We start from the raw sequence: 25,557 nt of genomic DNA, 5'->3' as shown, positions 1-25,557 counted from the left end.
CCGCGTGATCAGCGCACGGCCGCACGTCGGCCCGCCGGAGGCCGGTGCGGTCGTCGAGGACGAGGACTTCGCCCGGGTCGACTGGTGGGGCGCCGAGCTCGACGGCGTCACCTTCGTCCGGTGCCGGTTCGACGACGCCGGGCTGGAGGAGCTGGTCACGCGGCGCTGCGTGTTCGAGGAGTGCGTGCTGACCGGGGTGCGCATGGCGGGCGCGCGGCACTCCGGGTCGGCGTTCCTCTCCTGCCGGTTCGACCGCGCCACCCTGATCGACGTCGCCTGGGACGGCTGCAAGCTCACCGGATCGCAGTTCCCGGGTGCGCACCTGCGCCCGATGACGGTGACCGACTGCGACTGGAGCTACGCCGCGCTGCGCGGTGCGGACCTCTCCGGGCTCGACCTGTCCGGTCAGCGGTTCCGCGAGGCCGACCTGACCGACGCCGACCTGCGCGAGTGCGACCTCACCCGCGCCGTCCTCGACCGGGCCCGGCTGCAGGGCACCAAGCTGCGCGGGACCGACCTGCGTGGCGCGTCGACCGACGGGATCAACTGGCGCGCCTTCGACCTCACCGGCGTGCGCCTCGACCTGGCCCAGGCGGTGCAGTTCGCCGCCGCCCACGGTGCGCGGGTCGAGAGCTAGCGCGGGTACCGGGGGCCGGTCAGCACGGCCTTGAGCGAGCCGAGCAGGCCCAGGACGGCGACGGCGATGCCGCACCAGAAGCCCGGGCCGAAGGAGCCGACGTCCCAGCCGGCGTCGACCAGCGGGACGAGCACGGCGGCGGTCACGATGCCGCTCACCACCAGCGCCACCGCGCCGACGAACCGGTGGCTGCGGGCGGGCAGCCACAGGGCGATGCCCAGGAGCAGCAGCAGGCCGCCACCGAGCACGATGGCCAGCGGCTGCCAGCCGCCGTCGTCGAACACCTGACCCAGGTCGTCGAACGCGTCCCGCACCAGCGCCCAGCCGCTGGCGTCGCGGTCGCGCAGCCAGTCCAGCGGCAGGCTGACGGCGGCGGCGATCCCGGCGAGGATCAGCAGCAGCCCGCCCAGGCTCTCCGGCCCGCGGAAGGCCACCGGGCGGTCGGAGTACGCCGGCGTGGTCGCCGGCCCGGCCCCCGACGACGCGCTCGCGCCGGTGGGGGGCTGGTAGCGCTCGGTCATCGCGCACCTCCGCAGGTCGCCGGGGCACCGACGCCCCGCCGGTGCCGACCCTAGGCCCGCGCCGACGTGGGCGGCACCCTCTCCGGCAGACTGTCGGCGTGCCCGCGACGATCCTGGACGGCAAGGCCACCGCGGCGGCGATCCGCGCCGAGCTCACCGAGCGGGTGGCCGCTCTGACCGCGGCCGGGCACCGGCCCGGCCTCGGCACCCTGCTGGTGGGGGACGACCCCGGCAGCCGCTGGTACGTGAACGCCAAGCACTCCGACTGCGCCCAGGTCGGCATCGCCAGCATCCAGCGCGAGCTGCCGGCGACCGCCACGGAGGCCGACGTGCTGGCCGTCGTCGAGGAGCTCAACGCCGACCCCGGGTGCACCGGCTACATCGTCCAGCTGCCGCTGCCCGCGGGCATCGAGGAGAGCCGGGTCCTCGAGGCGATGGACCCGGCCAAGGACGCCGACGGCCTCCACCCGGTGAACCTCGGCCGGCTGGTGCTGAACGTCGCCGGGCCACTGCCCTGCACGCCGGTGGGCATCGTCGAGCTGCTGCGCCGCTACGACGTGCCGATCGCCGGCGCAGAGGTCGTCGTCATCGGCCGCGGCATCACGGTGGGGCGGCCGCTCGGGCTCCTGCTCACCCGGCGGACGGAGAACGCCACGGTGACCCTGTGCCACACCGGCACCCGGGACCTCGCCGCGCACGTGCGCTCCGCCGACGTCGTGGTCGCCGCCGCCGGGGTGCCCGACCTGATCACCGCCGACATGGTCAAGCCGGGGGCCGCCGTCCTGGACGTGGGCGTCAGCCGCGTGGACGGCAAGATCGCCGGAGACGTGGCCCGTGACGTCGTCGAGGTCGCCGGGCACGTGGCGCCCAACCCGGGCGGAGTGGGGCCGATGACCCGGGCGATGCTGCTGCAGAACGTGGTGCTCGCCGCCGAGCAGGCAGCGGCGCTCGAGGCGCTGTCGGCCTGATCCGTGAGCCGCCCGCCGCTCTACGTCCGCCGGCCCTTCCTCGCGGGGCTGCTGCGGCAGCTGCCGCTGCTGGCGGTGCTGGTGGCGGTGGGGACCGGGCTGCTGCTGGTCACCTTCGAGCACTGGCGCTGGGGGCTGGTGGTGGTCGGGACGTCCCTGGTGGGCGCGGCGATGCTGCGGCTGCTCCTGCCGGTCCGGCGGGTGGGCTTCCTCGCGGTCCGCAGCCGGGCGGTCGACGTCGTCCTCCTGGCGGGGACGGGGATCGCGCTCGTCGCCGTCGCCCTGGCGATCCCGGGCACGTGAGCGCACCCGGGGCGGCGCGAGGCACCGGGCAGCGCTAGGTTGGCGACCATGGCGAAGCAGCCCAGGAACGGCAAGGTCACCGTGGTCGGTGCCGGTTTCTACGGCTCCACCACCGCACTGCGACTGGCCGAGTACGACGTCTTCGAGACCGTCGTCCTCACCGACATCGTGGAAGGCAAGCCCGAGGGGCTCGCGCTGGACATGAACCAGTCGCGCCCGATCGAGGGGTTCGAGACCGAGGTGGTGGGCGTCGGCGGCGGCTCCTACGAGGGCACCGAGGGCTCCGACGTCGTCGTCGTCACCGCCGGCCTGCCGCGCAAGCCCGGCATGAGCCGGATGGACCTGATCGAGACCAACGCGGGCATCGTCCGCCAGGTCTCGGAGAACATCGCGCGCACCTCGCCCGACGCCGTCGTCATCGTCGTCTCCAACCCGCTGGACGAGATGACCGCGCTGGCGCAGCTGGCGACCGGCTTCCCGAAGCAGCGGGTCATGGGGCAGGCCGGCATGCTCGACACGGCCCGCTTCACCAACAACGTCGCCGAGGAGCTCGGTGTCCCGGTCTCCTCGGTGCGGACCCTGACCCTGGGCTCGCACGGCGACACCATGGTCCCGGTGCCGTCCCGGTGCACGGTCGACGGCAAGCCGCTGGCCGAGGTGATGGCGCCGGACCGCATCGAGCACCTCGTCCAGCGGACGCGCAACGGTGGGGCCGAGGTGGTGGCGCTGCTCAAGACGGGGTCGGCCTACTACGCTCCCTCCGCCGCTGCCGCCCGCATGGCGCGGGCGGTCATGGAGGACTCCGGCGCCGTCATGCCGGTGTGCGCCTGGGTCGACGGCGAGTACGGCATCTCCGGGGTGTACCTGGGGGTGGAGGCCGAGATCGGCCGGGACGGCGTCCGGCGGGTCGTCGAGAGCGACCTGGCCGACAGCGAAGTGGCGGGGCTGCGCGAGGCGGCCGAAGCAGTGCGCGCCAAGCAGGCCGACGTAGCCGACCTCTGAAGAAGGACCCCGCTGCCCCCCACCGCTCGCACGCTCGCGGCGGGGCCCTGGAGCGGGGCCACGAGAGCACAAGGAGAACGCGTGAGCAAGATCAAGGTCGAGGGCACCGTCGTCGAGCTCGACGGCGACGAGATGACCCGGATCATCTGGCAGTTCATCAAGGACCAGCTGATCCTCCCGTATCTCGACGTCAACCTGGAGTACTACGACCTGGGGATCGAGGCGCGGGACGCGACCGACGACCAGATCACCGTCGACTCCGCGAACGCCATCAAGAAGCACGGCGTCGGCGTCAAGTGCGCGACGATCACGCCGGACGAGGCGCGCGTCGAGGAGTTCGGCCTGAAGCGGATGTACCGCTCGCCCAACGGGACGATCCGCAACATCCTCGGCGGCGTCATCTTCCGCGAGCCGATCATCATGGAGAACGTGCCGCGGCTGGTGCCGGGCTGGACCAAGCCGATCGTCGTCGGCCGTCACGCGTTCGGCGACCAGTACCGCGCCACCGACTTCAAGTTCCCCGGCGAGGGCACGCTGACGATCAGCTTCCAGCCGGCCGACGGCTCCGCGCCGATCGAGCACGAGGTCTTCCAGTCGCCCGGCGGCGGCGTCGCGATGGCGATGTACAACCTCGACGACTCGATCCGCGACTTCGCGCGGGCCTCGATGAACTACGGCCTGCAGCGCGGCTACCCGGTCTACCTCTCGACCAAGAACACGATCCTCAAGGCCTACGACGGCCGGTTCAAGGACCTGTTCGAGGAGGTCTTCCAGGCCGAGTTCAAGGACAAGTTCGACGCCGCCGGCATCACCTACGAGCACCGGCTGATCGACGACATGGTCGCCGCGTCCCTCAAGTGGGAGGGCGGCTACGTCTGGGCCTGCAAGAACTACGACGGCGACGTGCAGTCCGACACCGTGGCCCAGGGCTTCGGCTCGCTCGGCCTCATGACCTCGGTGCTCATGAGCCCCGACGGCCGCACCGTCGAGGCCGAGGCCGCCCACGGCACGGTGACCCGGCACTTCCGCCAGCACCAGCAGGGCAAGGAGACGTCGACCAACCCGATCGCGTCGATCTTCGCCTGGACCCGGGGCCTGGCCCACCGCGGCAAGCTCGACGGCACGCCCGAGGTGACCCGCTTCGCGGAGACCCTGGAGAAGGTCTGCATCGACACCGTCGAGGGCGGTCAGATGACCAAGGACCTCGCGCTGCTGATCAGCAAGGACCAGCCGTGGCTGACCACCCAGGACTTCCTGGCGGCCATCGACACCAACCTCAAGAAGGCCATGGCCTGAGGTACGCCTGACGCACGCGGCCCCCGCACCCGCTCCGGGTGCGGGGGCCGCCGCGCGTCCAGGGCCGGCTCCCGATGCCCGACTTCCTGGAATTCGGGCTCTGACGGCGCCTTCGGGGCCCGACTTCTCCGTAGTCGGGGCCTGTGGACGACGGCGGCGCGATCGTGCCGACCTTCGGCAGGCTGCTCCGGTGCCCGCTCCCCGTCGTCCCGAGGCCCTCCGTGGGCGGGTCTTCCGCAAGCGCGATGCCCTCGCCGCCGGCCACGTGACCGCCGCCGCGCTGCGGAGCTCGGCCTGGCGGCGCCTGTTCCAGGGCGTCTACGCCGATGCCGAGCTCCCCGACTCGCTCGATGTGCGCATCGCCGGCGCAGCCCTGCTGGTGCCGCGGGTCGCGGCCTTCAGCGGGCGGACCGCGGCGCACCTGCACGGCGCCACCCAGCTGACCGGGCCGGCGGACCCGGTCGAGGTCACCGTGCCCACGGGGGTCCGCTTCGGCGGTGCGGCCGGGCTGCGAGTGCGGCAGGCCCGGCTGGAGCCGTCGGAGGTCGCCGTCGTCCGGGGGCGTCGGTGCACGACGGGCGCGGACGGCGCTGGACATCGCCCGGTGCGAGCCGCTCCTCGATGCCGTGGCCGCGCTGGACGTCCTGCTGGCGAGCGCGGTGGTCGGGCTGGGGGAGCTGCAGCAGGCTGCGACCGCGCGACGCGGCGCACGCGGGAGCCGGCGTGCCGAGCAGGCCGTCGCGCTGGTGTGCCCGCTGGCGGAGTCTCAGCCGGAGAGCAAGGTGCGGGTGATCCTGGCCCTCGCCGGCCTGGTGGCCGTCCCGCAGTTCTCGGTGCGCGACCGGGACGGGGCGTTCATCGGCAGGGTCGATCTGGCGTTCCCCCGGCACCGGGTGGCGATCGAGTACGACGGCGCGTGGCACGCGGAGCCCGGCCAGTTCGCCAAGGACCGGCGCAGGCTCAACCGGCTGACCGCCGCGGGGTGGACCGTCATCCACCTGACCGCTGCCGACCTGCGCGATCCGCAGGCGGTCGTGGCCCGCGTGCGGGAGGCGCTGGTCCGCGCAACGTCGGGGAAGTAGGGCTCCGGAGGGGCGATCGAAGGCCGAGTTCCCGGAAGTCGGTGTGCCGGCCCGGGTGGGGTGCGGGTTCAGCCGAACAACTGGGTCCACCACGGCCCGCCGGAGCCGGTCGCCACACCGACTCCCAACCGGGTCAGCCCGCAGTTCAGGATGTTGGCCCGGTGGCCGGGGCTGGTCATCCACGAGGCCATGACGGCGGCCGGGTCGGACTGCCCGCGGGCGATGTTCTCCGCGCGGGCGGAGACACCTGCCCGGGCCGCCCGGTCGAACGGGTCCAGACCGTCCGGGTCGACGTGGTCGAAGAAGCCGCGGTCGCGCATGCCCGTGCTGTGCGCCCGGGCGACCGCGGCGAGCCCGCTGTCGGGCGCGACCGGACCGCACCCCGCCTGGGCGCGCTGGGCGTTCACCAGCGCCAGGACCTCTGCTTCGACCGAGGGAGCCGCCGGCGTAACCGGGGGTGCGGGAGGCGGTGCCGCGGCGGCAGCGGGGGCCGGGGCGCGGCTCGTCGACCCGGGCGCGGCCACGGTCGCGGACGGGAATGCGGACGGCGGCGGGGGTGACGGGGTCTCCCCGGAGCCGGGGACCTCGGCGGGAGCCGGCGCCGGCTCGGGCTCGGCCACTACGGGCCCGGCGCTGGCGTCCGGGGCGTCGAGGGCGTCGAGGGCGTCGGGGGCGTCGGGGGCGTCGCCCGGTGCCACGGGCGCCGCCGGCGCGGTGCCGGGGAACACCGAGGTGGACGAGCCGGGAGCAGATCCGGTGGAGGACGACGCGTCGATCGGGCCCTGGGTCACCTCCGACCCGGCGACCACCGGGGCGGTGAGCACGACGGCGGTGGTCGCGAACGTCAGCGCGACGGCGAGGCCCACTCTCGGGGAGCGGCGGCGCGGCGAGCCCGACCGGTCGTGCCGGGCGGCGGTGCGGCGTGCGCCGGGGGGACCGGACGGCCGGTGGTGCATGCGGGTCCTCAGAGTGATCACGATCCGTTATCAGAGCGAGACTATCCGTGCTCGCGACCCCGGGGAAGACCGACGGCGTGTCCACCCTCACGCCACCCCGCAGGGGTCCCCGAGCGTGCGCGAGCCACCGGCGGGCAGCATGGACCCGGCACCATGGAACGGTCCGCCCCACCCCGAACCTCTGAGGAGCACGCCGCCGGTGAGCGACGTATGGCTCAACATCGTCATGGTCGTTGCCTTCATCCTGGTCGGCGGCGCGTTCGCCGGCGCGGAGATCGCGCTGGTCTCGCTCCGGGAATCCCAGGTGCGGGCCATGGCGGAGCAGGGTGGCCGCCGCGGTCAGGCGGTGCAGAAGCTTCTCGGCGACCCGAACCAGTTCCTCGCCGCCGTGCAGGTCGGCGTCACCCTGGCCGGGTTCTTCTCCGCCGCGTTCGGTGCGAGCACCCTGTCGGCACCGCTGGCCGACTGGCTGCAGACGCAGGGCGTGGGGGAGGGGCTGGCCGGCACGCTGGCGCTGGTCCTGGTCACCGTCGCGATCAGCTACGTGTCCCTCGTCGTCGGCGAGCTCACCCCCAAGCGGCTGGCCCTGCAGCGCGCCGAGGGCTTCTCCCTGATGGTCGCCGCCCCGCTGAACGCCATCGCCAAGCTGTCCCGGCCGATCATCTGGCTGCTGTCGAAGTCGACCAACGGCCTCGTCCGGCTGGTCGGGGGAGACCCCAAGGCCAGCGGTGAGTCGATCAGCCAGGAGGAGCTGCGCGACCTGGTGGCCGCGCACGAGTCGCTCAGCAGCGACGAGCGCCGGCTCATCGACGAGGTGTTCCGCGCCGGCGAGCGCGAGGTGCGCGAGGTGATGACGCCGCGCACCGAGGTGCAGTTCCTCGAGGCGTCGATGACCGCCAGCCGCGCCGCCAAGCTGGTGGCGGAGTCGAACTGGTCGCGGTTCCCCGTCGTCGGCAAGGACGAGGACGACGTCGTCGGCTTCGTGCACGTGCGCGACCTGTTCCTGCCCAACCACCCGGCGGGGCGGGCGGCGACCGTGGGGGACCTGGCCCGCGAGGTCACCAGGCTGCCCGGCACCGCCGCGGTCCTGACGGTGCTCAGCGAGATGCGCCGCGAGAACCAGCACCTGGCGATCGTCGTCGACGAGTACGGCGGCACCGACGGCATCGTCACGCTGGAGGACCTCATCGAGGAGGTAATCGGCGAGATCTACGACGAGTACGACGAGGAGGTCGAACCCGAGGCCCGGCAGTCGCCCGATGCGCCGCGTGAGGTCGACGGCCTGCTCAACCTCGACGACTTCGCCGAGGCCACCGGGCTGCGGCTGCCCGAGGGGCCGTACGAGACGGCCGCCGGCTACGTCCTGGCCGAGCTCGGCCGGCTGCCCCGGGTCGGGGACACCGCCGAGGTCGAGGGGCGCCGCATCGAGGTGCTGGAGCTCGACGGCCGACGGATCGCCCGCCTGCGCGTCGGCCCGCCTCCGGCCCCCGACGTCCCCGAGGACGACGACCGCAGCGAGGCGCCGACCGCCTAGCGACCGCTGCGGAGGGGCCTCAGCGGGACCGGGCGACGGTCCAGGCGTCGCGCACGATCCCCACCAGGTCGGTGTGCTTCGGCGCCCAGCCGAGGTCGGCACGGATGCGGTCGCTGGAGGCCACCAGCTGCGCCGGGTCGCCGGCCCGCCGGTCGCCGATCGTGACCGGGATGGGGTGGCCGGTGACCGTGCGGGCGGCCTCGACGACCTCCTGCACCGAGAAGCCGGTGCCGTTGCCCAGGTTGTAGACGCGGTGCTCGCCGGCCGCCGGCGCGGGCAGGGCGAGCAGGTGGGCGTCCGACAGGTCCTCGACGTGCACGTAGTCGCGGATGCAGGTGCCGTCGGGGGTCGGGTAGTCCTGGCCGTAGACGGTCAACGAGTCACGCTGCCCCGCCGCCACCTGGAGGGCGATGGGGATGAGGTGGGTCTCGGTGGCGTGCCGCTCGCCCAGCCCGTAGGCGGCGCCGGCGACGTTGAAGTACCGCAGGCTCACCGCGGCGAACCCGTGGGCGACGGCGTACGAGGTGAGCATGTGGTCGACGGCGAGCTTGGAGGCGCCGTAGGTGTTGGTCGGCCGGGTGGGCGCGTCCTCGCGGATGGGCACCTGGTCCGGCTCGCCGTAGGTCGCGGCGGTCGAGGAGAAGACGATCCGCCGGCAGTCCGCCGCCCGCATCGCCTCCAGCAGCGCGAAGGAGCCGCCGACGTTGGTGTGCCAGTAGTCCTCCGGCTGCTGCTGCGAGATCCCCACCAGCGACTTGGCCGCGAAGTGCAGCACCGCCTCGGGGCGCACCTGCGCCAGCACCGGCGCGGAGTCGTGCAGCGACACCTCGGCCAGCGTCGCGCCCTCGGGCACCGCGTCGGCGTGCCCGGTCGAGAGGTCGTCGAGCACGGTGACCTCGTGACCTCGGGCGAGGAGGGCCGCGGTCACTACGCTGCCGATGTAGCCGGCGCCGCCGGCGACGAGTACGCGCATGGGCACACCCTAGAAGGGTGGCTCGCGGGAAGCGGAGGACGTGGTGGTCAGTGCCCGACCGGCGGTGCAGTCGCTGCCCGCGTACCGGCCCGGCCGCAACCCGGCGGACCTGGCCCGCGAGATCGGCGTCGAGCGCGCGGTGAAGCTCGCCAGCAACGAGGTCGCGTTCCCGCCGCTGCCCGCCGTCGTCGAGGCGGTCACCGCCGCGGTCGGCGAGACCAACCGGTACCCGGACAACGGCGCCGTCGTCCTCACCGGCGCGCTGGCCGAGCGCTACGGGGTGGATCCCGCCCAGGTCGCCACCGGCTGCGGGGCCGTGGCCATCTGCCAGGAGCTCGCCCAGGCCTACAACGACCCCGGGACGAGCATCGCCTTCGCCTGGCGGTCGTTCGAGATGTACCCGCTGCTCGCCCGGGTCGCCGGCGCCCGCGCGCTCCAGGTGCCGCTGGTCCCGGGCCGGCCGGGCGGGTCCCCCGACACCCACGACCTCGAGGCGCTGGCCGCCGCACTGGACGACGCCACGCGGCTGGTCTTCGTCTGCAACCCGAACAACCCCACCGGGACGGCGGTGCACCGGGCGGAGCTGGAGCGCTTCCTCGACGCGGTGCCCGCGGGGACCCTGGTGGTCCTCGACGAGGCCTACCGCGAGTTCGTCACCGACCCCCGGGTGCCCGACGGCCTCGAGCTGATGCGCGGCCGGCCCAACGTGGCCGTGCTGCGCACCTTCTCCAAGGCCTGGGGCCTGGCCGGTCTGCGCGTCGGCTACCTGCTGGCCGAGGACCCGGCGGTCGCCGAGGCGGTGCGCAAGACCCATCTGCCGTTCAGCGTCGGCATGGTGGCGCAGGCGGCGGCGGTCGCGGCGCTGGCCAGCGAGGACGAGGTGCGGGCGCGGTGCGCCGCCGTCGTCACCGAGCGCGAGCGGCTCACCGCGGAGCTGCGCGACCGGGGGCTGGAGGTCGCCGACAGCCAGGCCAACTTCGTGTGGCTGCCGACGGGGGATCGCACGACCGAGCTCGCGGCCGCCCTGGAGGCCCGGGCGGTGATCACCCGGCCGTTCACGGGGGAGGGCATCCGGGTCACCGTGGGCACGCCGGACGAGGACGACGTCTTCCTCGCCGCGCTCGACGACGCGCTCCCCGGCACGCTCCGCTGACCTGCGCCGACCCCGCCCCTTCGGCGGCCGGTGCCCCGGCGGTGCGGGGGAGCGCGGAACGGACCGCGGCCCCGGCTGGTTTGATGGCCGACGTGGCTCTTCCCCGAGTGCTGTCCGGCATCCAGCCGACGGCGGACTCCTTCCACCTCGGCAACTACGTCGGCGCCCTCCGGCAGTGGGTGAGCATGCAGGAGGACCACGACGCCTTCTACTGCGTCGTCGACCTGCACGCGATCACCCTCGAGCAGCCGGAGCCGGCCGTGCTGCGCCGGCGGACCCTGGTGTCGGCGGCGCAGCTGCTCGCCCTGGGCGTGGACCCGGCCCGCAGCACCCTGTTCGTGCAGAGCCAGGTGCCCGAGCACGCCCAGCTGGCCTGGGTGCTGCAGTGCCTCACCGGCTTCGGGGAAGCCGGCCGGATGACCCAGTTCAAGGACAAGAGCTCTCGCGAGGGGGTCGGCCCCACGTCGGTCGGGTTGTTCACCTACCCCGTGCTGCAGGCCGCGGACATCCTGCTGTACCAGGCGCACCGGGTGCCGGTGGGGGAGGACCAGCGGCAGCACCTGGAGCTCACCCGCGACCTGGCCGGCCGGTTCAACGGGCGGTACGGCGAGACCTTCACGATGCCCGAGGCCTACATCCCGGCGGGCGCGGCCAAGGTGCTGGACCTGCAGACGCCCGAGAAGAAGATGAGCAAGAGCCTTCCCCCGGCCGGCTGCATCAACCTGCTGGACGAGCCGAAGGTGACGGCGAAGAAGATCCGCTCCGCGGTCACCGACACCGGGCGGGAGATCGTCGCCGACCCCGAGAACAAGCCGGGCGTGACGAACCTCCTCACCATCCACTCCGCCTTCTCCGGGCGGAGCACCGCGGAGCTGGAGGAGCACTTCGCCGGCCGCGGCTACGGCGACCTGAAGAAGGAGCTCGCCGAGGTCGTCACCGACGCCCTCGCCCCGGTGCAGCAGCGCACGGCGGAGCTGATGGCCGACCCCGCCGAGCTCGAGCGCCTGCTCGCCGCGGGGGCGGCGCGCGCCCGCGAGGTGGCCGCCCGCACGCTGGCCAGGGTCTACGAGCGGGTCGGCTTCCTGCCACCGGCGGGGCCGGTGGCATGAACGACGACACCTTCGTCGGCCGGCTGGGGACCCCGCCGGAGACGGCGGTGCTCGGGGTGATCGTGCCGATCCCCGAGCCCTGGGCCGCCCTGCTGGTCGACTGGCGGGCCAAGGTCGGCGACCCGCAGGCGACGCTGGTCCCGCCGCACGTGACCCTGCTCCCGCCGACGGAGGTGCCGGTCGCCGACCGCGCCACCATCACCGAGCACCTCGCGGACGTCGCCGCCGCGCACCCGCCGTTCGACATGCACCTGGCCGGCACCGGCACGTTCACGCCGGTCTCCGACGTCGTGTTCGTGGCCGTGGCGCGGGGGATCGGCAACTGCGAGCTGCTGGCCAACGACGTCCGACGGGGTCCGCTCGCCCGTCCGCTCTCCTTCCCGTACCACCCGCACGTCACCGTCGCCCACGACGTGCCGGCCGACATGCTCGAGCTGGCCTACTGCGGGCTGCAGGACATCTCCGCCGAGTTCCGGGTGGAGCACTTCACCGAGTTCGAGCAGACGGCGGCCGGTGCCTGGGAGATTGCCCGCGAGTACCCCCTGACCGGTTCGGGACGCTGAGGGCGCGCACCCCGCGGTCAGCCGCCAGACTCGGGCGGTGAGCTCCGCCCCTCCCCGCGACGCCCCCGCCCGGAAGGGGTGGCCGGCGCGGACGTGGGACCGCGTCGAGGGCACGGTCGACGCCGCCCGGCGGCGGTCCCCCTGGTTCGACCACCTGGCCCGCGCCGGTGGGCGGTACCGGCGGACGCAGGGTGACCTCATGGCCGCGGGCGTCACCTACTTCGTCTTCCTCGGGCTGTTCCCGGTGCTGCTGCTGGTCGCCTCGGCGATCGGGCTGGTGCTGGCCGGGAACGAGCTGCTGCAGCGTGAGCTCTACGAGGCCATCCGGGAGGCGTTCCCCGGGAACACCGGGCGGGACATCGTCGCGGACCTGCGCGGTGCGGTCGGCTCGGCCGAGGTGTTCGGCGTGATCGGCCTGGTGGGGTTCGTCTACGCCGGCCTGCGGGCGATGGACAAGCTGCGCATCGGCATGGAGCGCATCTGGAGGGGGCGCGCCGACGAGCCGGAGTTCCTCCGCGACAACGTCCAGGACCTCCTGGCGCTGGTCCTGCTGGGGGCGGTCGGGCTGCTCAGCCTCGGGCTGACCGGTGTCGCCACCTGGGCCACCGGCTGGGCGCTCGGGATGCTGGGGCTGGAGGACGCCGCGGGTCTGTCGGTCCTCACGACCGTGCTCAGCCTCGCCCTCGCCTTCCTGGGCGACACGGTCGTCTTCCTGTGGCTGCTGAAGGTCGTCCCCTCGACGCCGCACCCCGTGCGGCGGCTGCTGCCCGGGGCGCTCTTCGGCGCCGCGGGCTTCGAGGCGATGAAGCTGATCGGCAACCTCTACCTCTCGCTCATCTCCGGGAGCGTGACCGCCTCGGCCTTCGGCGGCGCCGTCGGCATCCTGGTCTGGATCAACATCGTCTTCCGGTTCGCCTTCTTCACCGCAGCCTGGACCGCCACCCTGCCCGCGGTGGAGGGCGCCGGCCGGCAGCCGGAGGAGCGGGCGCCCGTCGCCGCCGGCGAGCCGTCGCGCTGACCGCGCCCAGCGCGCCGAGCCCCAGCCCGGCGAGAGCGGCGACGGCCCAGGGCGACGCGGCAGCGTGCGGGGCCGGGGCGGCGAGCATCGTCCGCCGCGTCGCCGGGGAAGCCGGGGCGGTGGCGGCCGCCGGGGTGGGTGGTGCCGCCGGGGTGGCGGGGACCAGGTCGCCGGGGCGGACCAGCCGCCCCACCCCCGGGACGGTGGCGGGGACGGCGAACCCCCAGTCGAGCAGCAGCGCCGCCTGGTCGGCCGCCCGCAGCGGTCGGTTCTCCGTGTCCAGGACGCTGACCACCAGCCGGCGGCCGTCGCGCTCGGCGGCGGTGACGAACGTGTGCCGGGCGGCGTCGGTGAACCCGGTCTTCCCGCCGAGGTTGCCGGGGTAGCTGGTCAGCAGCGGGTTCTGGTTCTGGATCTGGAAGCCCGGGAACCGGTCCTCGACCGCCGGCATGTCCGCCGTCGGCGTGCGCAGCACCGCCGCGGTGACCGGGTCCTCGACGAGCGCGCGGAAGATCAGCGCCAGGTCGTACGGGGAGGACGACTGGCCGGCGACGTCGAGCCCGGACGGGGTGCCGGCGACCGTGTCGTAGGCGCCCAGTTCCGCGGCCGTCCGGTTCATCGCGGCGACTGTGGCCGCCTCGCCGCCGGCCGCCCGGGCCAGCGCCGACGCGACGTCGTTCCCCGACTGCAGCATCAGCGCCGTGAAGAGCAGCGGGACGGGGTAGCGCCCCCCGGCCACGAGCCCGACGCGGCTGCCCTCGATCTGCTCGTCCTCGACCGTGCCCACCACCACCTCGGCGGGGTCGAGCCGGTGCGCCAGCGTCAGGAGGGTCAGGGTCTTGAGGGTGCTCGCCGGGTAGTACCGCCCGTGCGGATCGCGGGCGCCCAGCACCGCCCCCGTGCCGGCGTCGGCGACCAGCCACCCGGACGCGGACACGCCGTCGGGTAGCGGGGGAGCGCCGTCGGCGACGACGACGCCGCGGGTGCGCAACCGCTCGCCGCCCACCGTGCCGCCGTCCGGGGCGGTGCCCCGTGGGGGCAGGCCCGTGCGGGGGGCGGTCGGCGTCGGCGCGGCGAGGTCGACCGTGGGGCGCGGCGGGGCCGCGGTCGGCGGCGGGGCCGCTCCGGCCGGGGCGGCCGGACCGGCCGCGAGAGCGAGGGTCACGACGCCCGCCAGCCAGGCCGCACGTCGTCGTCCCATGCCCCGGAGGCTATGCGGAGGTGAGCTGGAGCACGGCATCCGGCGAGCAGACGGCCCGATCGGATGAGCGTTCGCAACGATCGGGTTTCAGTCCGCCGCAGAGCTTGGAGGGTGCGCGGTCCGCGCGGTTAGCGTCCTGGGTCGTGGCCCACGACGGCCCGCTGCGCGCGGGCCCGCGAGCCACTGCAGTCCACACCCCGGGAGATCCCGCCACGCGTGGGTCCTCCCCCCAGAGAGGAGATCGTCTTGCGCCGAGCGCGGATGACGAAGGCCGCGGCGCTGCTGCTGGCCGGCAGCCTGGCCCTGGCGGCCTGTGCCAGTGACGAGGAGCCCACGGCCGGCGGCGACAGCGGCGGCGGCAGCGGTTCGGACGACCTCCAGGTCGGCCTCGCCTACGACGTCGGCGGCCGCGGCGACCAGTCGTTCAACGACTCGGCGTACGCCGGCGTCGAGGCGGCCATCGCGGCGCTGGACGGCGAGGTCCAGGAGTTCAGCCCCAACGACGACGGCTCCGACCGCGTCGAGGGCCTGGCCAACCTGGCGGAGGCCGGCTACGACCCGGTCATCGCCGTCGGGTTCGCCTACGGCGACACGATCGCCGAGGTCGCCGAGGACTTCCCCGACACCACGTTCGCGATCGTCGACTCCTCGGTCGCCGAGATCGGTGCCGACAACCTCACCGGCCTGCTGTTCGCCGAGGAGGAGGGCAGCTTCCTCGCCGGCGTCGCGGCGGCGCTGAAGAGCGAGACCGGGCACGTCGGCTTCGTCGGCGGCGTCGAGATGCCGCTGATCCAGAAGTTCGAGGCCGGGTACGTGGCCGGCGCCGAGGCCGTGAACCCGGACATCCAGGTCGACGTCGAGTACATCTCGCCGGCCGGTGACTTCTCCGGGTTCGGGGACCCGGCCCGCGGCCAGATCCTGGCCCGGAGCATGTACGACGCCGGCGCGGACATCGTGTTCCACGCGGCGGGCGGCTCGGGCACCGGCGTCTTCCAGGCGGCGGCCCAGACCGGCAACCGGGCGATCGGTGTCGACTCCGACCAGTACCAGACGGTCGACGACCCGGCGCTGCAGGCGGTGATCATGACCTCGATGCTCAAGCGGGTCGACAACGCCGTGGAGAGCTTCATCACCGACTACGCCGAGGGCAACGTCCAGGGCGGCGTCGACCTCGTCTACGACCTGGAGAGCGACGGCGTGGGCCTGGCCACCTCGGGTGGGCAGATCGACGACATCCAGAGCCAGATCGAGGAGTGGCGCCAGCGGATCGTCTCCGGCGAGATCGAGGTCCCCACGACCCCGTGAGGCCGGGTGCGCCGGCCGGACGCCTCCGGCCGGCGCACCGAACGACCCTCCGACGGCGGGTCCGGGCGTCCTGCCCGGGCCCGCCGTCGTGGTGAGCGCCCCCCGGCGCGGGGGGCGCGGTCCCGGCCGCCCGGGGGGTGCGACATCATGCGCAGGGCGGGTGCCCGCACCCCGGTCACCCCGCCCGGCCACCGGCCTCCCGGGGGACGACGACCCGACCGGCGTCGTCCCCGGTGCGCCGGATAGAGACCAGCGCCGCCCGCGCGGCGCACCGTGAGAGAGAGGCCCACCCATGGCCCAGGCTCCAGCAGCCGGCGCCACGTCCGGCGACGAGGCGGCCCGATCGCCGTACGCGGTCCAGCTGCACGGCATCACCAAGCGCTTTCCCGGCGTCGTCGCGAACAAGGACATCGAGCTGGCGGTCCGCCGCGGCGAGGTGCACGCCATCGTCGGGGAGAACGGGGCCGGCAAGTCCACGCTGATGAAGACGCTGTACGGCGAGCACCGGCCGGACGAGGGCACGATCCTCGTCGACGGCCGCCCCGTGCAGTTCCGCAGCCCGGCCGACGCGATCGCGGCGGGGATCGGCATGGTCCACCAGCACTTCATGCTGGCCGACAACTTCACGGTCCTGGAGAACGTGGTCCTGGGCAGCGAGCCCACGAAGGGCGGCCGGCTGGACCGCGAGGCCGCCCGCCGCCGGATCGAGGAGATCTCCGACCGCTACGGCCTCGGGCTGCGCCCCGACGACCTGGTGGAGGAGCTCGGCGTCGGTGACCGGCAGCGGGTCGAGATCGCGAAGGTGCTCTACCGCAACGCCCGCACGCTGATCCTGGACGAGCCGACCGCCGTCCTGGTGCCCCAGGAGGTCGACGAGCTCTTCGGCAACCTCGCCGAGCTCAAGCGCGAGGGCCTCACCGTCATCTTCATCTCCCACAAGCTCGACGAGGTCCGCAAGGTCGCCGACGCGATCACCGTGATCCGCCGGGGCACCACCGTCGGGGAGGCCGATCCCCGGACGACCACGGCCAAGCAGCTCGCCGAGATGATGGTCGGCGCCGAGCTCCCCACGCCGGAGGTCCGCAGCTCCACCGTGCGCGAGGTCCCGGTCCTCCGCCTGTCGGGTGTCACCGTGGCCTCGGACACGGGGCGGCCGCTGGTCGACGCCGTCGACCTGACCGTCCGCGAGGGCGAGGTCGTGGGCATCGCCGGGGTCGAGGGAAACGGCCAGGCCGAGCTCGTCGACGCGATCATGGGCCTGCGCCCGCTCGCCGCCGGCACCGTCCGGCTCGGCGAGGACGACGTCACCGGGTGGAGCACCCGGTCCCGCCGCGAGGCCGGCGTCGGGTTCATCCCCGAGGACCGCCACCGGCAGGGGATGCTGCTCGACGCCCCGCTCTGGGAGAACCGGATCCTGGGCCACCAGACCCGGCCGCCGGCGGCCCGGGGCCCGTTCATCGACCGGAAGGGCGCCCGCGCCGACACCGAGCGGATCATGCGCGAGTACGACGTCCGGGCGCCCGGCCCCGAGACGCTGGCCGCCGCGCTCTCCGGCGGCAACCAGCAGAAGCTCATCGTCGGCCGCGAGATGAGCGCCGGCCCCCGGCTGCTGATCGCCGCCCACCCCACCCGAGGGGTCGACGTCGGCGCGCAGTCGGTCATCTGGGAACTGCTCAAGGACGCCCGCGGCGAGGGGATGGGCATCGTGCTGGTCTCCGCCGACCTCGACGAGCTGATCGGGCTCTCCGACACCCTCCACGTGATGTTCCGCGGTCGCCTCGTGGCCACCGTGGACCCCCGCCAGGTCACCCCCGAGGAGCTCGGCGGGTACATGACCGGCGCCCGGAACGCGGCGGGTGCCGCATGAGCGAGCGTGCGAGCTCCAGCGAGGAGACCTCATGAACCGCCTGCGCCGCACCGGCCTGACCCTCCTGGGCCCGGTGCTCGCCGTCCTCGTGGCGCTGGTGATCTCCGCCCTCGTCATCGCCCTCATCGGGGAGAACCCGCTGCGGGCGCTGCAGGTCATGGTCGACCTCGGCGACGCGCCGTCCCAGCAGGTCCAGTCGATCGTGGTGATCCTCAACCGCGCCGTCCCGCTGTTCCTGGCCGGGCTCGCCGTCTCCATCGCCTTCCGCATGGGGCTGTTCAACATCGGCGTCGAGGGCCAGTACCGGCTGGCCACCGTCGTCGCCGCCGCCGCCGGTGCGGCCGTGGCGCTGCCCGGCCCGCTGCACGTCCTGCTGGTCATCGTCGTCGCCATGGTGGTCGGCGCCTGCTGGGCCGGCATCGTGGGCGTGCTCAAGGTGACCCGCGGCGTCAGCGAGGTCATCAGCTCGATCATGCTGAACTTCATCGCGCTCGGGCTGGCGTCCTTCCTGCTCACCGGCCCGTTCCGGGGCAGCCCGGAGGGCGCGTCGATCATCACCACGACGCCGCTGCCGGAGTCGGCGTGGTTCCCGGGGCTCAACGGGCTGCTCGGCGCCTTCGGGCTGGCCGAGCCGCGCACGGAGCTGTTCGGCTTCCTGATCGTGGCCGTCGTGGTGGGGATCGTGATCGCGGTGCTCATCCAGCGCACCCGGTTCGGCTTCGACCTGCGGGCCACCGGCATCTCCGCGTCCGCCGCCACCGCCAGCGGTGTCGACGCCCGCCGCATGGTCGTCACGACGATGCTGCTCTCCGGCGCCGTCGCGGGGCTCATCGGGTTGCCCGACCTGCTCGGCGACACGCGCGCCTTCGGCACCGAGTTCACCGCCGGTCTGGGCTTCCTGGGCATCGCCGTGGCCCTGCTCGGGCGGAACAACGTCCTCGGCATCGCCCTGGCGGCGCTGCTGTTCGCGTTCCTCGACCGGGCGGCGCTGCCGCTGCAGTTCGCCGACATCCCCGCGTCGGTGGTGACGATCATCCAGGGGACGATCGTGCTCGCCGTCGTGATCGCCAACGAGGTCGCCCGCCGGCTGGCGCTGCGCTCCGCCGAGCGCTCCGCCGCCGAGGCGACCGGCGCGCCGCCGGACCCGGGTGGCGGTGCGGGCCCCGGTGGTTCCGGCCCCGGCACCGGTCCGGACGGCGGGCACCGGGTCCGCACCGGAGTTCCGGGCTCTTCCGAGGAGGCGCGCGCATGACCGCCACGACCCCGGCCGGCGGCAGCACCGCCACGCGGCCCAGCCGTGGCCCGCTCACCGACCGGCTCACCGGCGGTGGCCGCGGCCGACGGATCCTGTGGCTGGTCGTCGGCCTGCTGTTCGTCTTCTCCGTCACCCGGGCGATCTCCGGCGAGGAGGCGCTGACCTCGTCCTCGACGATGCGGGCGGCGCTGCTGCTCGCCGTGCCGATCGGGCTCGCCGCGCTGGGTGGCCTCTACTCGGAGCGCGCCGGCGTGGTCAACATCGGCCTCGAGGGCATGCTGATCCTCGGCACCTGGGGCGCCGGCTGGGCCGGCTGGCAGTGGGGCTGGGTCGGCGCGATCATCGGCGGCACCGTGCTCGGCGCCATCGGCGGCCTGCTGCACGCCGTCGCGACGGTGACCTTCGGCGTCGACCACGTCATCTCCGGGGTGGCGATCAACATCCTCGCCGCCGGTGTCGTCCGCTTCCTGTCGGAGCTGGTCTACGTCGAGGGCACCGGGGGCGGTCCGACGCAGTCGCCCTCCGTCGGCGGGGACCCGCCGAGCTTCTCGGTCCCGGTGCTCTCCTCCGGGCCCGATCTGCTGGGCGGCCTGGAGGACACCGGCTGGTTCCTGCTGAGCGACCTCGCCGGGGTGCTCCGCGGGCTGACCAGCGGGCTCGGTGTGGTCACCCTCCTGGCGGTCCTGCTCATCCCGATCTCCTACGTGATCCTCTGGCGGACGGCGTTCGGGCTGCGGCTGCGGTCGTGCGGCGAGAACCCGGCGGCGGCGGACTCGCTCGGCGTCCCGGTCTACCGGATGAAGTACATCGCGGTGATCATCTCCGGCGCGCTGGCCGGGCTCGGCGGCGTCTTCCTCGTGTTCGTGGCCGGCATCTACCGCGAGGGGCAGACCGGTGGCCGCGGCTTCATCGGCCTGGCCGCGCTGATCTTCGGCAACTGGCGGCCGGGTGGCCTGGCCGCCGGCGCCGGGCTGTTCGGTTTCTCCGACGCCCTGCAGCTGCGCAGCCGGACGGCGGTCGTCGCGCTGCTGCTCCTGGTGGCCCTGCTGCTGGTCGGCGTGGCCGTGTACCAGGCGCTGCGCCGCCGGTGGGTGCCGGCCGGCCTCTCCGGCGTCGTCGCCGCCCTCTCGCTGGTCGGCTTCCTCACCATCGACGAACTGCCCGACGGCATCGTCTTCTTCACCCCGCACCTGACCACGCTGCTGGTGCTCTCGCTGGCCTCCCAACGGCTGCGGATGCCCAAGGCCGACGGTCTCGTGTACCGACGAGGGGACCACTAGTGCCCGACCTGCCCGAGCCGGACTGGGCCGCGCTGCGAGCCGCGGCCCGTGTGGCGATGACCCACGCCTACGCCCCCTACTCGAGGTTCCCGGTGGGCGTCGCCGGGCTCGTGGACGACGGCCGCGTGGTCACCGGGTGCAACGTGGAGAACGCCTCGTACGGGCTCGGGCTGTGCGCCGAGTGCGGCATGGTCAGCGACCTGGCCCGCACCGGGGGCGGCCGGCTGGTCGCCGTGGCCTGCGTCGGCGGGGACGGTCAGCCGCTCATGCCGTGCGGCCGCTGCCGGCAGCTGCTGTGGGAGCACGGCGGCGCCGACATGCTGATCGAGACGGTGTCGCTGGGCATCGTGCCGATGCGCGAGGTGCTGCCCGACGCGTTCGGCCCGGACGACCTCACGGCCGCCGCGGAGCGGGGGCAGGGCTGATGGCCGGCCACGACGCGATCGACGTCATCCGCGCCAAGCGGGACGGCGTGCCGCTCACCGCGGAGCAGATCCGCTGGGTGATCGGTGCCTACACCGCAGGCGAGGTCCCCGACGAGCAGATGAGCGCGCTGCTCATGGCGGTCTTCTTCCGCGGGATGACCGCCGACGAGCTCGCCGTCTGGACCCAGGCGATGATCGACTCCGGCGAGCGCAAGGACCTCTCCTCGCTGGGCCGCTCCACCGCCGACAAGCACTCGACCGGCGGGGTCGGCGACAAGATCACCCTCCCGCTGGCGCCGCTCGTGGCCGCCTGCGGGGTCGCCGTGCCGCAGCTCTCCGGCCGAGGCCTCGGCCACACCGGCGGCACGCTGGACAAGCTCGAGGCGATCCCCGGCTGGCGCGCCGACGTGCACGAGGAGGCGTACCTGGCCCAGCTCCGCGACGTGGGCGCGGTCATCTGCGCGGCCGGCCACGACCTCGCGCCGGCTGACAAGCTGCTGTACGCGCTGCGCGACGTCACGGGCACCGTCGAGTCGATCCCGCTGATCGCCAGCTCGATCATGAGCAAGAAGATCGCCGAGGGCGCCGACGCGCTGGTCCTCGACGTCAAGACGGGCTCCGGCGCGTTCATGAAGGACCCCGCCGCCTCGCGCGAGCTGGCCCGCACCATGGTCGGGCTGGGCGAGGCGGCCGGGGTGCGCACCGTCGCCCTGGTGACCGCGATGGACCGGCCGCTGGGCCGCGCCGCGGGCAACGCCGTGGAGGTCGCGGAGTCGGTGGAGGTGCTCGCCGGTGGCGGCCCGGCCGACGTCGTGGAGCTGACCCTCGCCCTCGCCCGGGAGATGCTCGCCGGTGCCGGGCGCGACGACGTCGACCCCGCCGACGCGCTGGCCGACGGGCGGGCCATGGACGTCTGGCGGCGGATGATCGCCGCGCAGGGCGGCGACCCCGACGCCCCGCTGCCGCGCCCGGCCGAGACGCACGTGGTGACCGCGCCGGCCACCGGCACGCTGACCCGCCTGGACGCCTACGCGCTCGGCGTCGCCGCCTGGCGGCTGGGCGCCGGCCGGGCCCGCAAGGAGGACCCGGTGTCGGCCGCCGCGGGGATCACCTGGACGGCGGGCGTGGGGGAGCGGGTGACCGCCGGCCGGCCGCTGCTGGAGCTGCACACCGACGACGCGGCGCGCATCCCGCGGGCGCTCGAGGCGCTCGAGGGAGCCATCGGCGTCGACACCGGCGACCAGCCGCTCCCGCTGGTCCTCGACCGCATCACCGCAGGGTCGTAGGGGACACTGGTCTCTCGTGACCCGAACGACGGTGACCGCGGCGCCCCCGCAGCAGCTCACCTCCCCGCTCGACCCCGACGCCGCGATCTCCATCCGCGGCCTGGTCAAGCGGTACGGCGACCGCGCGGCCGTCGACGGCCTGGACCTCGACATCCACCGCGGGGAGATCTTCGCCCTGCTGGGTCCCAACGGCGCGGGGAAGACCACGACCGTCGAGATCTGCGAGGGCTACCGCGGTCGCGACGGTGGTGAGGTCCGCGTGCTCGGGGTCGACCCGGCGCGGGGTGGGCGCCGCTGGAAGGCCGAGCTCGGCATCGTGCTCCAGTCCGGTGCGGGGGACAGCCAGCTCTCGGTCCGCGAGCTGCTGTCGGCGCAGGCGTCCTACTACGCGGATCCCCGCGACCCCGACGAGGTGCTCGAGCTCGTCGGCCTCACGGAGAAGGCGGACGCCCGCGGCCGCACGCTCTCGGGTGGGCAGCGGCGCCGGCTGGACGTCGCGCTGGGCATCGTGGGCCGGCCCCGGCTGCTGTTCCTGGACGAGCCCACCACCGGGTTCGACCCCGAGGCCCGCCGCCAGTTCTGGGCGCTGATCCGGTCGCTGCGCGAGCTGGGCACCACCATGCTGCTGACCACCCACTACCTCGACGAGGCCGAGGAGCTGGCCGACCGGGTCGGCGTCATCGCCCACGGGCAGCTGGCCGAGGTCGCCGTCCCCACCGCGCTCGGCGGCCGCGGCACCGCGCCGGCCGTCGTCAGCTGGACCGAGGCCGGCGCCCGGCGCACCGCCGAAACCACCACGCCCACCGCCTTCGTCTCCGAGCTCGCCGCGCGCTTCCCCGGCGAGGTGCCCGACCTCGCCGTCAGCCGGCCGACGCTCGAGGACGTGTACCTGAAGATGATCGGGGACCGCTCGTGACCACCACCGCCCCAGGGCGCGCCGCGCTGCCCTCGGTCGCCCGGGTCTCCCGCACCCGGGCGGGGGTCGAGCTCAAGGAGTTCTTCCGCCAGCGCGAGTCGGTGGTCTTCACGCTGCTGTTCCCGGTCATCCTGCTGCTGGGGCTCGGCGCGGTGCTGGACTACGACCTCGGCTCCGGCGTGGACTTCCCGCAGTACTTCATGGCGGGCGTGATCGCCGCGGGGATCGTCGGCGCGAGCCTGCAGAACATGGCGATCCACATCGCCGGCGAGCGCTCCGACGGCACGCTCAAGGCGCTGGCCGGCAGCCCCATGCCGAAGACCGCCTACTTCGTCGGCAAGGTCGCGCAGGTCGTCGCCGTGACCATCGCGACGATCGTCGCGCTGCTGGTCGTCGGCGTGCTCGTGTTCGGCATCGACCTGCCCACCGGGGCGGACTGGCTGACCTTCACCTGGGTGACCGTCCTGGGCGCGGCGGCCTGCACGCTGCTCGGCATCGCGGTGTCCTCCCTGGCCCGCAACGCGCGGTCGGCCTCGGCGACGGTCACCCCGATCGCGCTGGTGCTCGAGTTCGTCTCCGGCGTCTTCATGCCGTTCGACCAGGTGCCCGGCTGGCTGCAGGACGTCGCCGCGGTCTTCCCGGTGAAGTGGCTGGCCCAGGGCCTGCGCTCGGTGTTCCTGCCCGACTCGCTCGCCGCCCGGGAGCCGGCGGGCTCCTGGGAGCTCGGCACCGTCGCCGTCGTGCTCGCCGTCTGGTGCGTGCTCGGCCTGCTGCTCTGCGTCCGCACCTTCCGCTGGCAGGACCGCGGCGCCGGCTGACCCCGCCGGCGCACCGATCAGTCCCGACCGGTGAGCCGGTAGTACTTGTGCGGGTTGCGGCGGCGGATGACCGCTCCCACGCCGGGCGGCATCGCCAGTCGCGCGGGGACCCGCTGGACGGGGATGCCCAGCATCTCCCTGTAGCGGCAGAGGCCCTCGTCCTCCCGGGCGTGCAGACCGTCGACGACCTCGTGCACGGTGCCGGCCCTGCGGCAGGCGGCGAAGAACTCGTGCATCAGGCCGGCGCTGATGCTCGTCGGCAGTGCCCAGCCGGCGATGACCATGTCGCGCGCGTAGGCGGTCCCGTCCACGGCGTGGCCGGAGGTGTACCCGCCCAGGCGCCCGTCGACCAGTCCCGCGAGCACGATGCAGTGGGCCGCCGAACCCATGCGGCCGAGGTCGGCCAGGTAGCGCTCCTCGTCGGCAGCCGGCCCGCACCGGTGCGCTCGTGCGCCGACCTCAGCACCTCGTACCCCTGCTCGCGCAGCAGGTGGGGGCCGGTCAGCTCGACGAACCGGACCTGCTCACGGGCCTTGCGCAGGCTGCGGCGCCGGCTCTTCGACAGCCGTCCCTCGTCCATCGTCCCGAGGTCGGAGACCAGGTGCGTGGGGATCCAGGAGTCGGCGCCCGCGGCATCGCGGTCGGAGAGGCAGGCCTGGAACCCCCAGCAGGCCCGTGCCGGTCGGCTGATCTCGGCGGCGGAGAACCGGGCGAGCAGGTGGACGGGCCGGTAGAAGCCGGGCATCGCCCGCGTCCAGAACCTGCCCCTGTGCTCGACGACGTGGGCTCCGTGGTCGCGGAGGTGCGCGGCCATCTCGGCCTCGGTGACCACCGGCATCCGGGCCTGGTCCACGTCACGGACCTGCTCAAGGTGGTCCACTCGCCCGTCCCGTCACCCTCGGAGTCCGTCGTGATCGGGAGGCACGATGCCACGGAATGATCTCCAGCAGCAGATCCATCGCCACGGACACCACGCGCTGGGCGCACCGACGCCTTCGGTAGCGTCGCCGGGTGCCCCTCGCGCTCACCCCCGACTCGATCCGCCGCGCTCCCAAGGTCCTGCTGCACGACCACCTCGACGGCGGGCTGCGGCCGCAGACGGTGCTCGACCTGGCCGACGAGCTCGGCTACCGCGACCTCCCGGCGTCGGACGCCGAGACGCTCAGCCGGTGGTTCCGCGAGGCGGCGGACTCCGGCTCCCTCGTGCAGTACCTGGAGACCTTCGCGCACACCGTCGCCGTGATGCAGACGCCGGACGCCGTGGCGCGGGTGGCCCGGGAGTGCGCGCTGGACCTCGCCGCGGACGGCGTGGTGTACGCCGAGGTCCGCATGGCGCCCGAGCTGCTCACCGCGGGGATGCCGATGGAGGCGGCCGTCGAGGCCATGCTCGACGGGTACGCGCAGGGCAGCCGGGAGGCCGCCGCGGCGGGCACGCCGATCCGGGTCGGCACGCTGCTGTGCGGGATGCGGCAGAACGACCGCTGGGAGGAGGTCGCCGACCTCGTCGTCCGCTACCGCGACGCCGGCGTCGTCGGCTTCGACCTCGCCGGCCCCGAGGACGGGTTCCCGCCGGACCGCATCCCCGCCGCCATCGCCCTGCTGGACCGCGCGGGGGCGCACCGGACGGTGCACGCGGGTGAGGCCGCCGGCATCGCCAGCATCGTGGCCGCGCTGGACGGTGCCGGGGCCGAACGGCTCGGCCACGGCGTGCGGATCGCCGACGAGGTCGCCGGGGACGGCGCCCTCGGCCCCGTGGCCCAGCGGGTGCGGGACGCGCAGGTGGCGCTGGAGGTGGCGCCGTCGTCGAACGTGCAGACCGGCGCCTACCCCTCGCTGGCCGAGCACCCCGTGGACCGGCTGCACCGGCTCGGCTTCGCCGTCACGCTCAACACCGACAACCGGCTGATGAGCGGGGTCTCGGTCACCAGCGAGATCGCGGGGGTGGCGACGACGTTCGGCTGGACCTGGGGCGACGTGCAGACGGTGACCGAGCGCGCGCTGGCCGGCGCCTTCCTGCCCGCGGGGGAGCGGCAGCGGCTGCTCGACGACGTGGTCCGCCCGGGCTACGCCGCGCTGCGGGGCTGACGTC

Annotated in this window: 26 protein-coding genes; 21 read left to right on the top strand and 5 right to left on the bottom strand. The window is 74.2% G+C overall.

The window, feature by feature from the left end; all coding sequences use genetic code 11:
* The first annotated feature begins 4 nt into the window (after positions 1-4).
* A complete protein-coding gene (locus ACI79S_RS13315) occupies positions 5-637 on the top strand; it encodes a pentapeptide repeat-containing protein (protein WP_456593918.1) in 633 nt (210 codons plus the stop codon).
* On the opposite strand, the gene ACI79S_RS13310 is transcribed toward ACI79S_RS13315, so the two are convergent.
* Positions 634-1,158 (bottom strand): hypothetical protein, encoded by a 525-nt coding sequence (locus ACI79S_RS13310; RefSeq protein WP_456593917.1) that lies wholly within the window; start codon positions 1,156-1,158, stop codon positions 634-636. The two genes, ACI79S_RS13315 and ACI79S_RS13310, sit on opposite strands and share 4 nt — an antisense overlap.
* Before the next feature lie 98 nt (positions 1,159-1,256).
* On the opposite strand from ACI79S_RS13310, the gene ACI79S_RS13305 reads away from it, so the two are divergent.
* From ACI79S_RS13305 to ACI79S_RS13285, 5 genes are all read left to right on the top strand, one after another.
* Complete coding sequence (locus tag ACI79S_RS13305; protein ID WP_456593916.1) at positions 1,257-2,126, top strand: bifunctional methylenetetrahydrofolate dehydrogenase/methenyltetrahydrofolate cyclohydrolase; 870 nt, start codon at positions 1,257-1,259, stop codon at positions 2,124-2,126.
* 3 nt (positions 2,127-2,129) lie between these two features.
* Positions 2,130-2,429 carry a DUF3017 domain-containing protein gene (locus ACI79S_RS13300; RefSeq protein ID WP_456593915.1) on the top strand — a complete coding sequence of 100 codons (300 nt, stop codon included), beginning with the start codon at positions 2,130-2,132 and terminating at the stop codon, positions 2,427-2,429.
* A gap of 48 nt (positions 2,430-2,477) precedes the next feature.
* On the top strand, positions 2,478-3,431 hold the full coding sequence (mdh, locus tag ACI79S_RS13295) for a malate dehydrogenase (RefSeq protein ID WP_456593914.1): 954 nt from the start codon (positions 2,478-2,480) through the stop codon (positions 3,429-3,431).
* 81 nt (positions 3,432-3,512) lie between these two features.
* A complete protein-coding gene (locus ACI79S_RS13290; protein ID WP_456593913.1) occupies positions 3,513-4,727 on the top strand; it encodes an NADP-dependent isocitrate dehydrogenase in 1,215 nt (404 codons plus the stop codon).
* A gap of 626 nt (positions 4,728-5,353) precedes the next feature.
* A complete protein-coding gene (locus ACI79S_RS13285) occupies positions 5,354-5,809 on the top strand; it encodes an endonuclease domain-containing protein (protein ID WP_456593912.1) in 456 nt (151 codons plus the stop codon).
* A 68-nt stretch (positions 5,810-5,877) separates the two neighbouring features.
* Here the strand turns inward: ACI79S_RS13285 and ACI79S_RS13280 are convergent, their stop codons facing one another.
* Complete coding sequence (locus tag ACI79S_RS13280; protein ID WP_456593911.1) at positions 5,878-6,786, bottom strand: CAP domain-containing protein; 909 nt, start codon at positions 6,784-6,786, stop codon at positions 5,878-5,880.
* A 178-nt stretch (positions 6,787-6,964) separates the two neighbouring features.
* On the opposite strand from ACI79S_RS13280, the gene ACI79S_RS13275 reads away from it, so the two are divergent.
* Positions 6,965-8,299 (top strand): hemolysin family protein, encoded by a 1,335-nt coding sequence (locus ACI79S_RS13275; protein ID WP_456593910.1) that lies wholly within the window; start codon positions 6,965-6,967, stop codon positions 8,297-8,299.
* Between the two features lie 19 nt (positions 8,300-8,318).
* Here ACI79S_RS13275 and galE read toward each other — a convergent pair whose 3' ends face one another.
* Positions 8,319-9,272, bottom strand: coding sequence for a UDP-glucose 4-epimerase GalE (gene galE, locus ACI79S_RS13270; protein WP_456593909.1), 954 nt, complete (start codon positions 9,270-9,272; stop codon positions 8,319-8,321).
* Positions 9,273-9,315: 43 nt separating this feature from the next.
* Between galE and hisC the strand changes: the two genes are divergently transcribed.
* The 4 genes from hisC (at position 9,316) to ACI79S_RS13250 (ending at position 13,115) form a co-directional block, all read left to right on the top strand.
* The gene (hisC, locus tag ACI79S_RS13265; RefSeq protein WP_456593908.1) at positions 9,316-10,425 is read left to right on the top strand and encodes a histidinol-phosphate transaminase; all 1,110 of its coding nucleotides are present in this window, start codon (positions 9,316-9,318) and stop codon (positions 10,423-10,425) included.
* 83 nt (positions 10,426-10,508) lie between these two features.
* On the top strand, positions 10,509-11,534 hold the full coding sequence (gene trpS, locus ACI79S_RS13260) for a tryptophan--tRNA ligase (protein ID WP_456593907.1): 1,026 nt from the start codon (positions 10,509-10,511) through the stop codon (positions 11,532-11,534).
* A complete protein-coding gene (locus ACI79S_RS13255; RefSeq protein WP_456593906.1) occupies positions 11,531-12,097 on the top strand; it encodes a 2'-5' RNA ligase family protein in 567 nt (188 codons plus the stop codon). Before trpS ends, ACI79S_RS13255 begins: the two co-directional genes overlap by 4 nt.
* 37 nt (positions 12,098-12,134) lie before the next feature.
* On the top strand, positions 12,135-13,115 hold the full coding sequence (locus ACI79S_RS13250) for a YihY/virulence factor BrkB family protein (RefSeq protein WP_456593905.1): 981 nt from the start codon (positions 12,135-12,137) through the stop codon (positions 13,113-13,115).
* Here ACI79S_RS13250 and ACI79S_RS13245 read toward each other — a convergent pair.
* Positions 13,018-14,316 carry a D-alanyl-D-alanine carboxypeptidase family protein gene (locus ACI79S_RS13245; RefSeq protein WP_456593904.1) on the bottom strand — a complete coding sequence of 433 codons (1,299 nt, stop codon included), beginning with the start codon at positions 14,314-14,316 and terminating at the stop codon, positions 13,018-13,020. The genes ACI79S_RS13250 and ACI79S_RS13245 overlap by 98 nt on opposite strands.
* Before the next feature lie 246 nt (positions 14,317-14,562).
* Here ACI79S_RS13245 and ACI79S_RS13240 point away from each other — a divergent pair, with 246 nt between their 5' ends.
* The 8 genes from ACI79S_RS13240 (at position 14,563) to ACI79S_RS13205 (ending at position 23,468) form a co-directional block, all read left to right on the top strand.
* Positions 14,563-15,621, top strand: a complete 1,059-nt coding sequence (locus ACI79S_RS13240) for a BMP family lipoprotein (RefSeq protein ID WP_456593903.1) — start codon at positions 14,563-14,565, stop codon at positions 15,619-15,621.
* A gap of 292 nt (positions 15,622-15,913) precedes the next feature.
* Positions 15,914-17,488: an ABC transporter ATP-binding protein gene (locus ACI79S_RS13235; protein WP_456593902.1), complete on the top strand. Its 1,575-nt coding sequence runs from the start codon at positions 15,914-15,916 to the stop codon at positions 17,486-17,488.
* Between the two features lie 31 nt (positions 17,489-17,519).
* The gene (locus tag ACI79S_RS13230; RefSeq protein WP_456593901.1) at positions 17,520-18,740 is read left to right on the top strand and encodes an ABC transporter permease; all 1,221 of its coding nucleotides are present in this window, start codon (positions 17,520-17,522) and stop codon (positions 18,738-18,740) included.
* Entirely contained in the window at positions 18,737-20,023 is a 1,287-nt protein-coding gene (locus tag ACI79S_RS13225) for an ABC transporter permease (protein ID WP_456593900.1), read from the top strand. The genes ACI79S_RS13230 and ACI79S_RS13225 overlap by 4 nt, the downstream gene beginning before the upstream one ends.
* A complete protein-coding gene (locus ACI79S_RS13220; protein WP_456593899.1) occupies positions 20,023-20,448 on the top strand; it encodes a cytidine deaminase in 426 nt (141 codons plus the stop codon). Before ACI79S_RS13225 ends, ACI79S_RS13220 begins: the two co-directional genes overlap by 1 nt.
* Positions 20,448-21,734, top strand: a complete 1,287-nt coding sequence (locus ACI79S_RS13215; RefSeq protein ID WP_456593898.1) for a thymidine phosphorylase — start codon at positions 20,448-20,450, stop codon at positions 21,732-21,734. The genes ACI79S_RS13220 and ACI79S_RS13215 overlap by 1 nt, the downstream gene beginning before the upstream one ends.
* Positions 21,735-21,750: 16 nt before the next feature.
* Positions 21,751-22,650 (top strand): ABC transporter ATP-binding protein, encoded by a 900-nt coding sequence (locus tag ACI79S_RS13210; protein WP_456593897.1) that lies wholly within the window; start codon positions 21,751-21,753, stop codon positions 22,648-22,650.
* Positions 22,647-23,468: an ABC transporter permease gene (locus tag ACI79S_RS13205; RefSeq protein WP_456593896.1), complete on the top strand. Its 822-nt coding sequence runs from the start codon at positions 22,647-22,649 to the stop codon at positions 23,466-23,468. Before ACI79S_RS13210 ends, ACI79S_RS13205 begins: the two co-directional genes overlap by 4 nt.
* A gap of 17 nt (positions 23,469-23,485) precedes the next feature.
* Here the strand turns inward: ACI79S_RS13205 and ACI79S_RS13200 are convergent, their stop codons facing one another.
* Positions 23,486-23,857: a hypothetical protein gene (locus ACI79S_RS13200; protein WP_456593895.1), complete on the bottom strand. Its 372-nt coding sequence runs from the start codon at positions 23,855-23,857 to the stop codon at positions 23,486-23,488.
* A 380-nt stretch (positions 23,858-24,237) separates the two neighbouring features.
* On the opposite strand from ACI79S_RS13200, the gene ACI79S_RS13195 reads away from it, so the two are divergent.
* Positions 24,238-24,408, top strand: a complete 171-nt coding sequence (locus ACI79S_RS13195) for a hypothetical protein (RefSeq protein ID WP_456593894.1) — start codon at positions 24,238-24,240, stop codon at positions 24,406-24,408.
* Positions 24,409-24,479: 71 nt separating this feature from the next.
* Positions 24,480-25,553 (top strand): adenosine deaminase, encoded by a 1,074-nt coding sequence (locus ACI79S_RS13190; protein ID WP_456593893.1) that lies wholly within the window; start codon positions 24,480-24,482, stop codon positions 25,551-25,553.
* Positions 25,554-25,557: the final 4 nt, after the last annotated feature.

The organism is Blastococcus sp. SYSU DS1024 (assembly GCF_054050795.1).
This window is presented reverse-complemented; position numbering and strand designations above follow the sequence as displayed.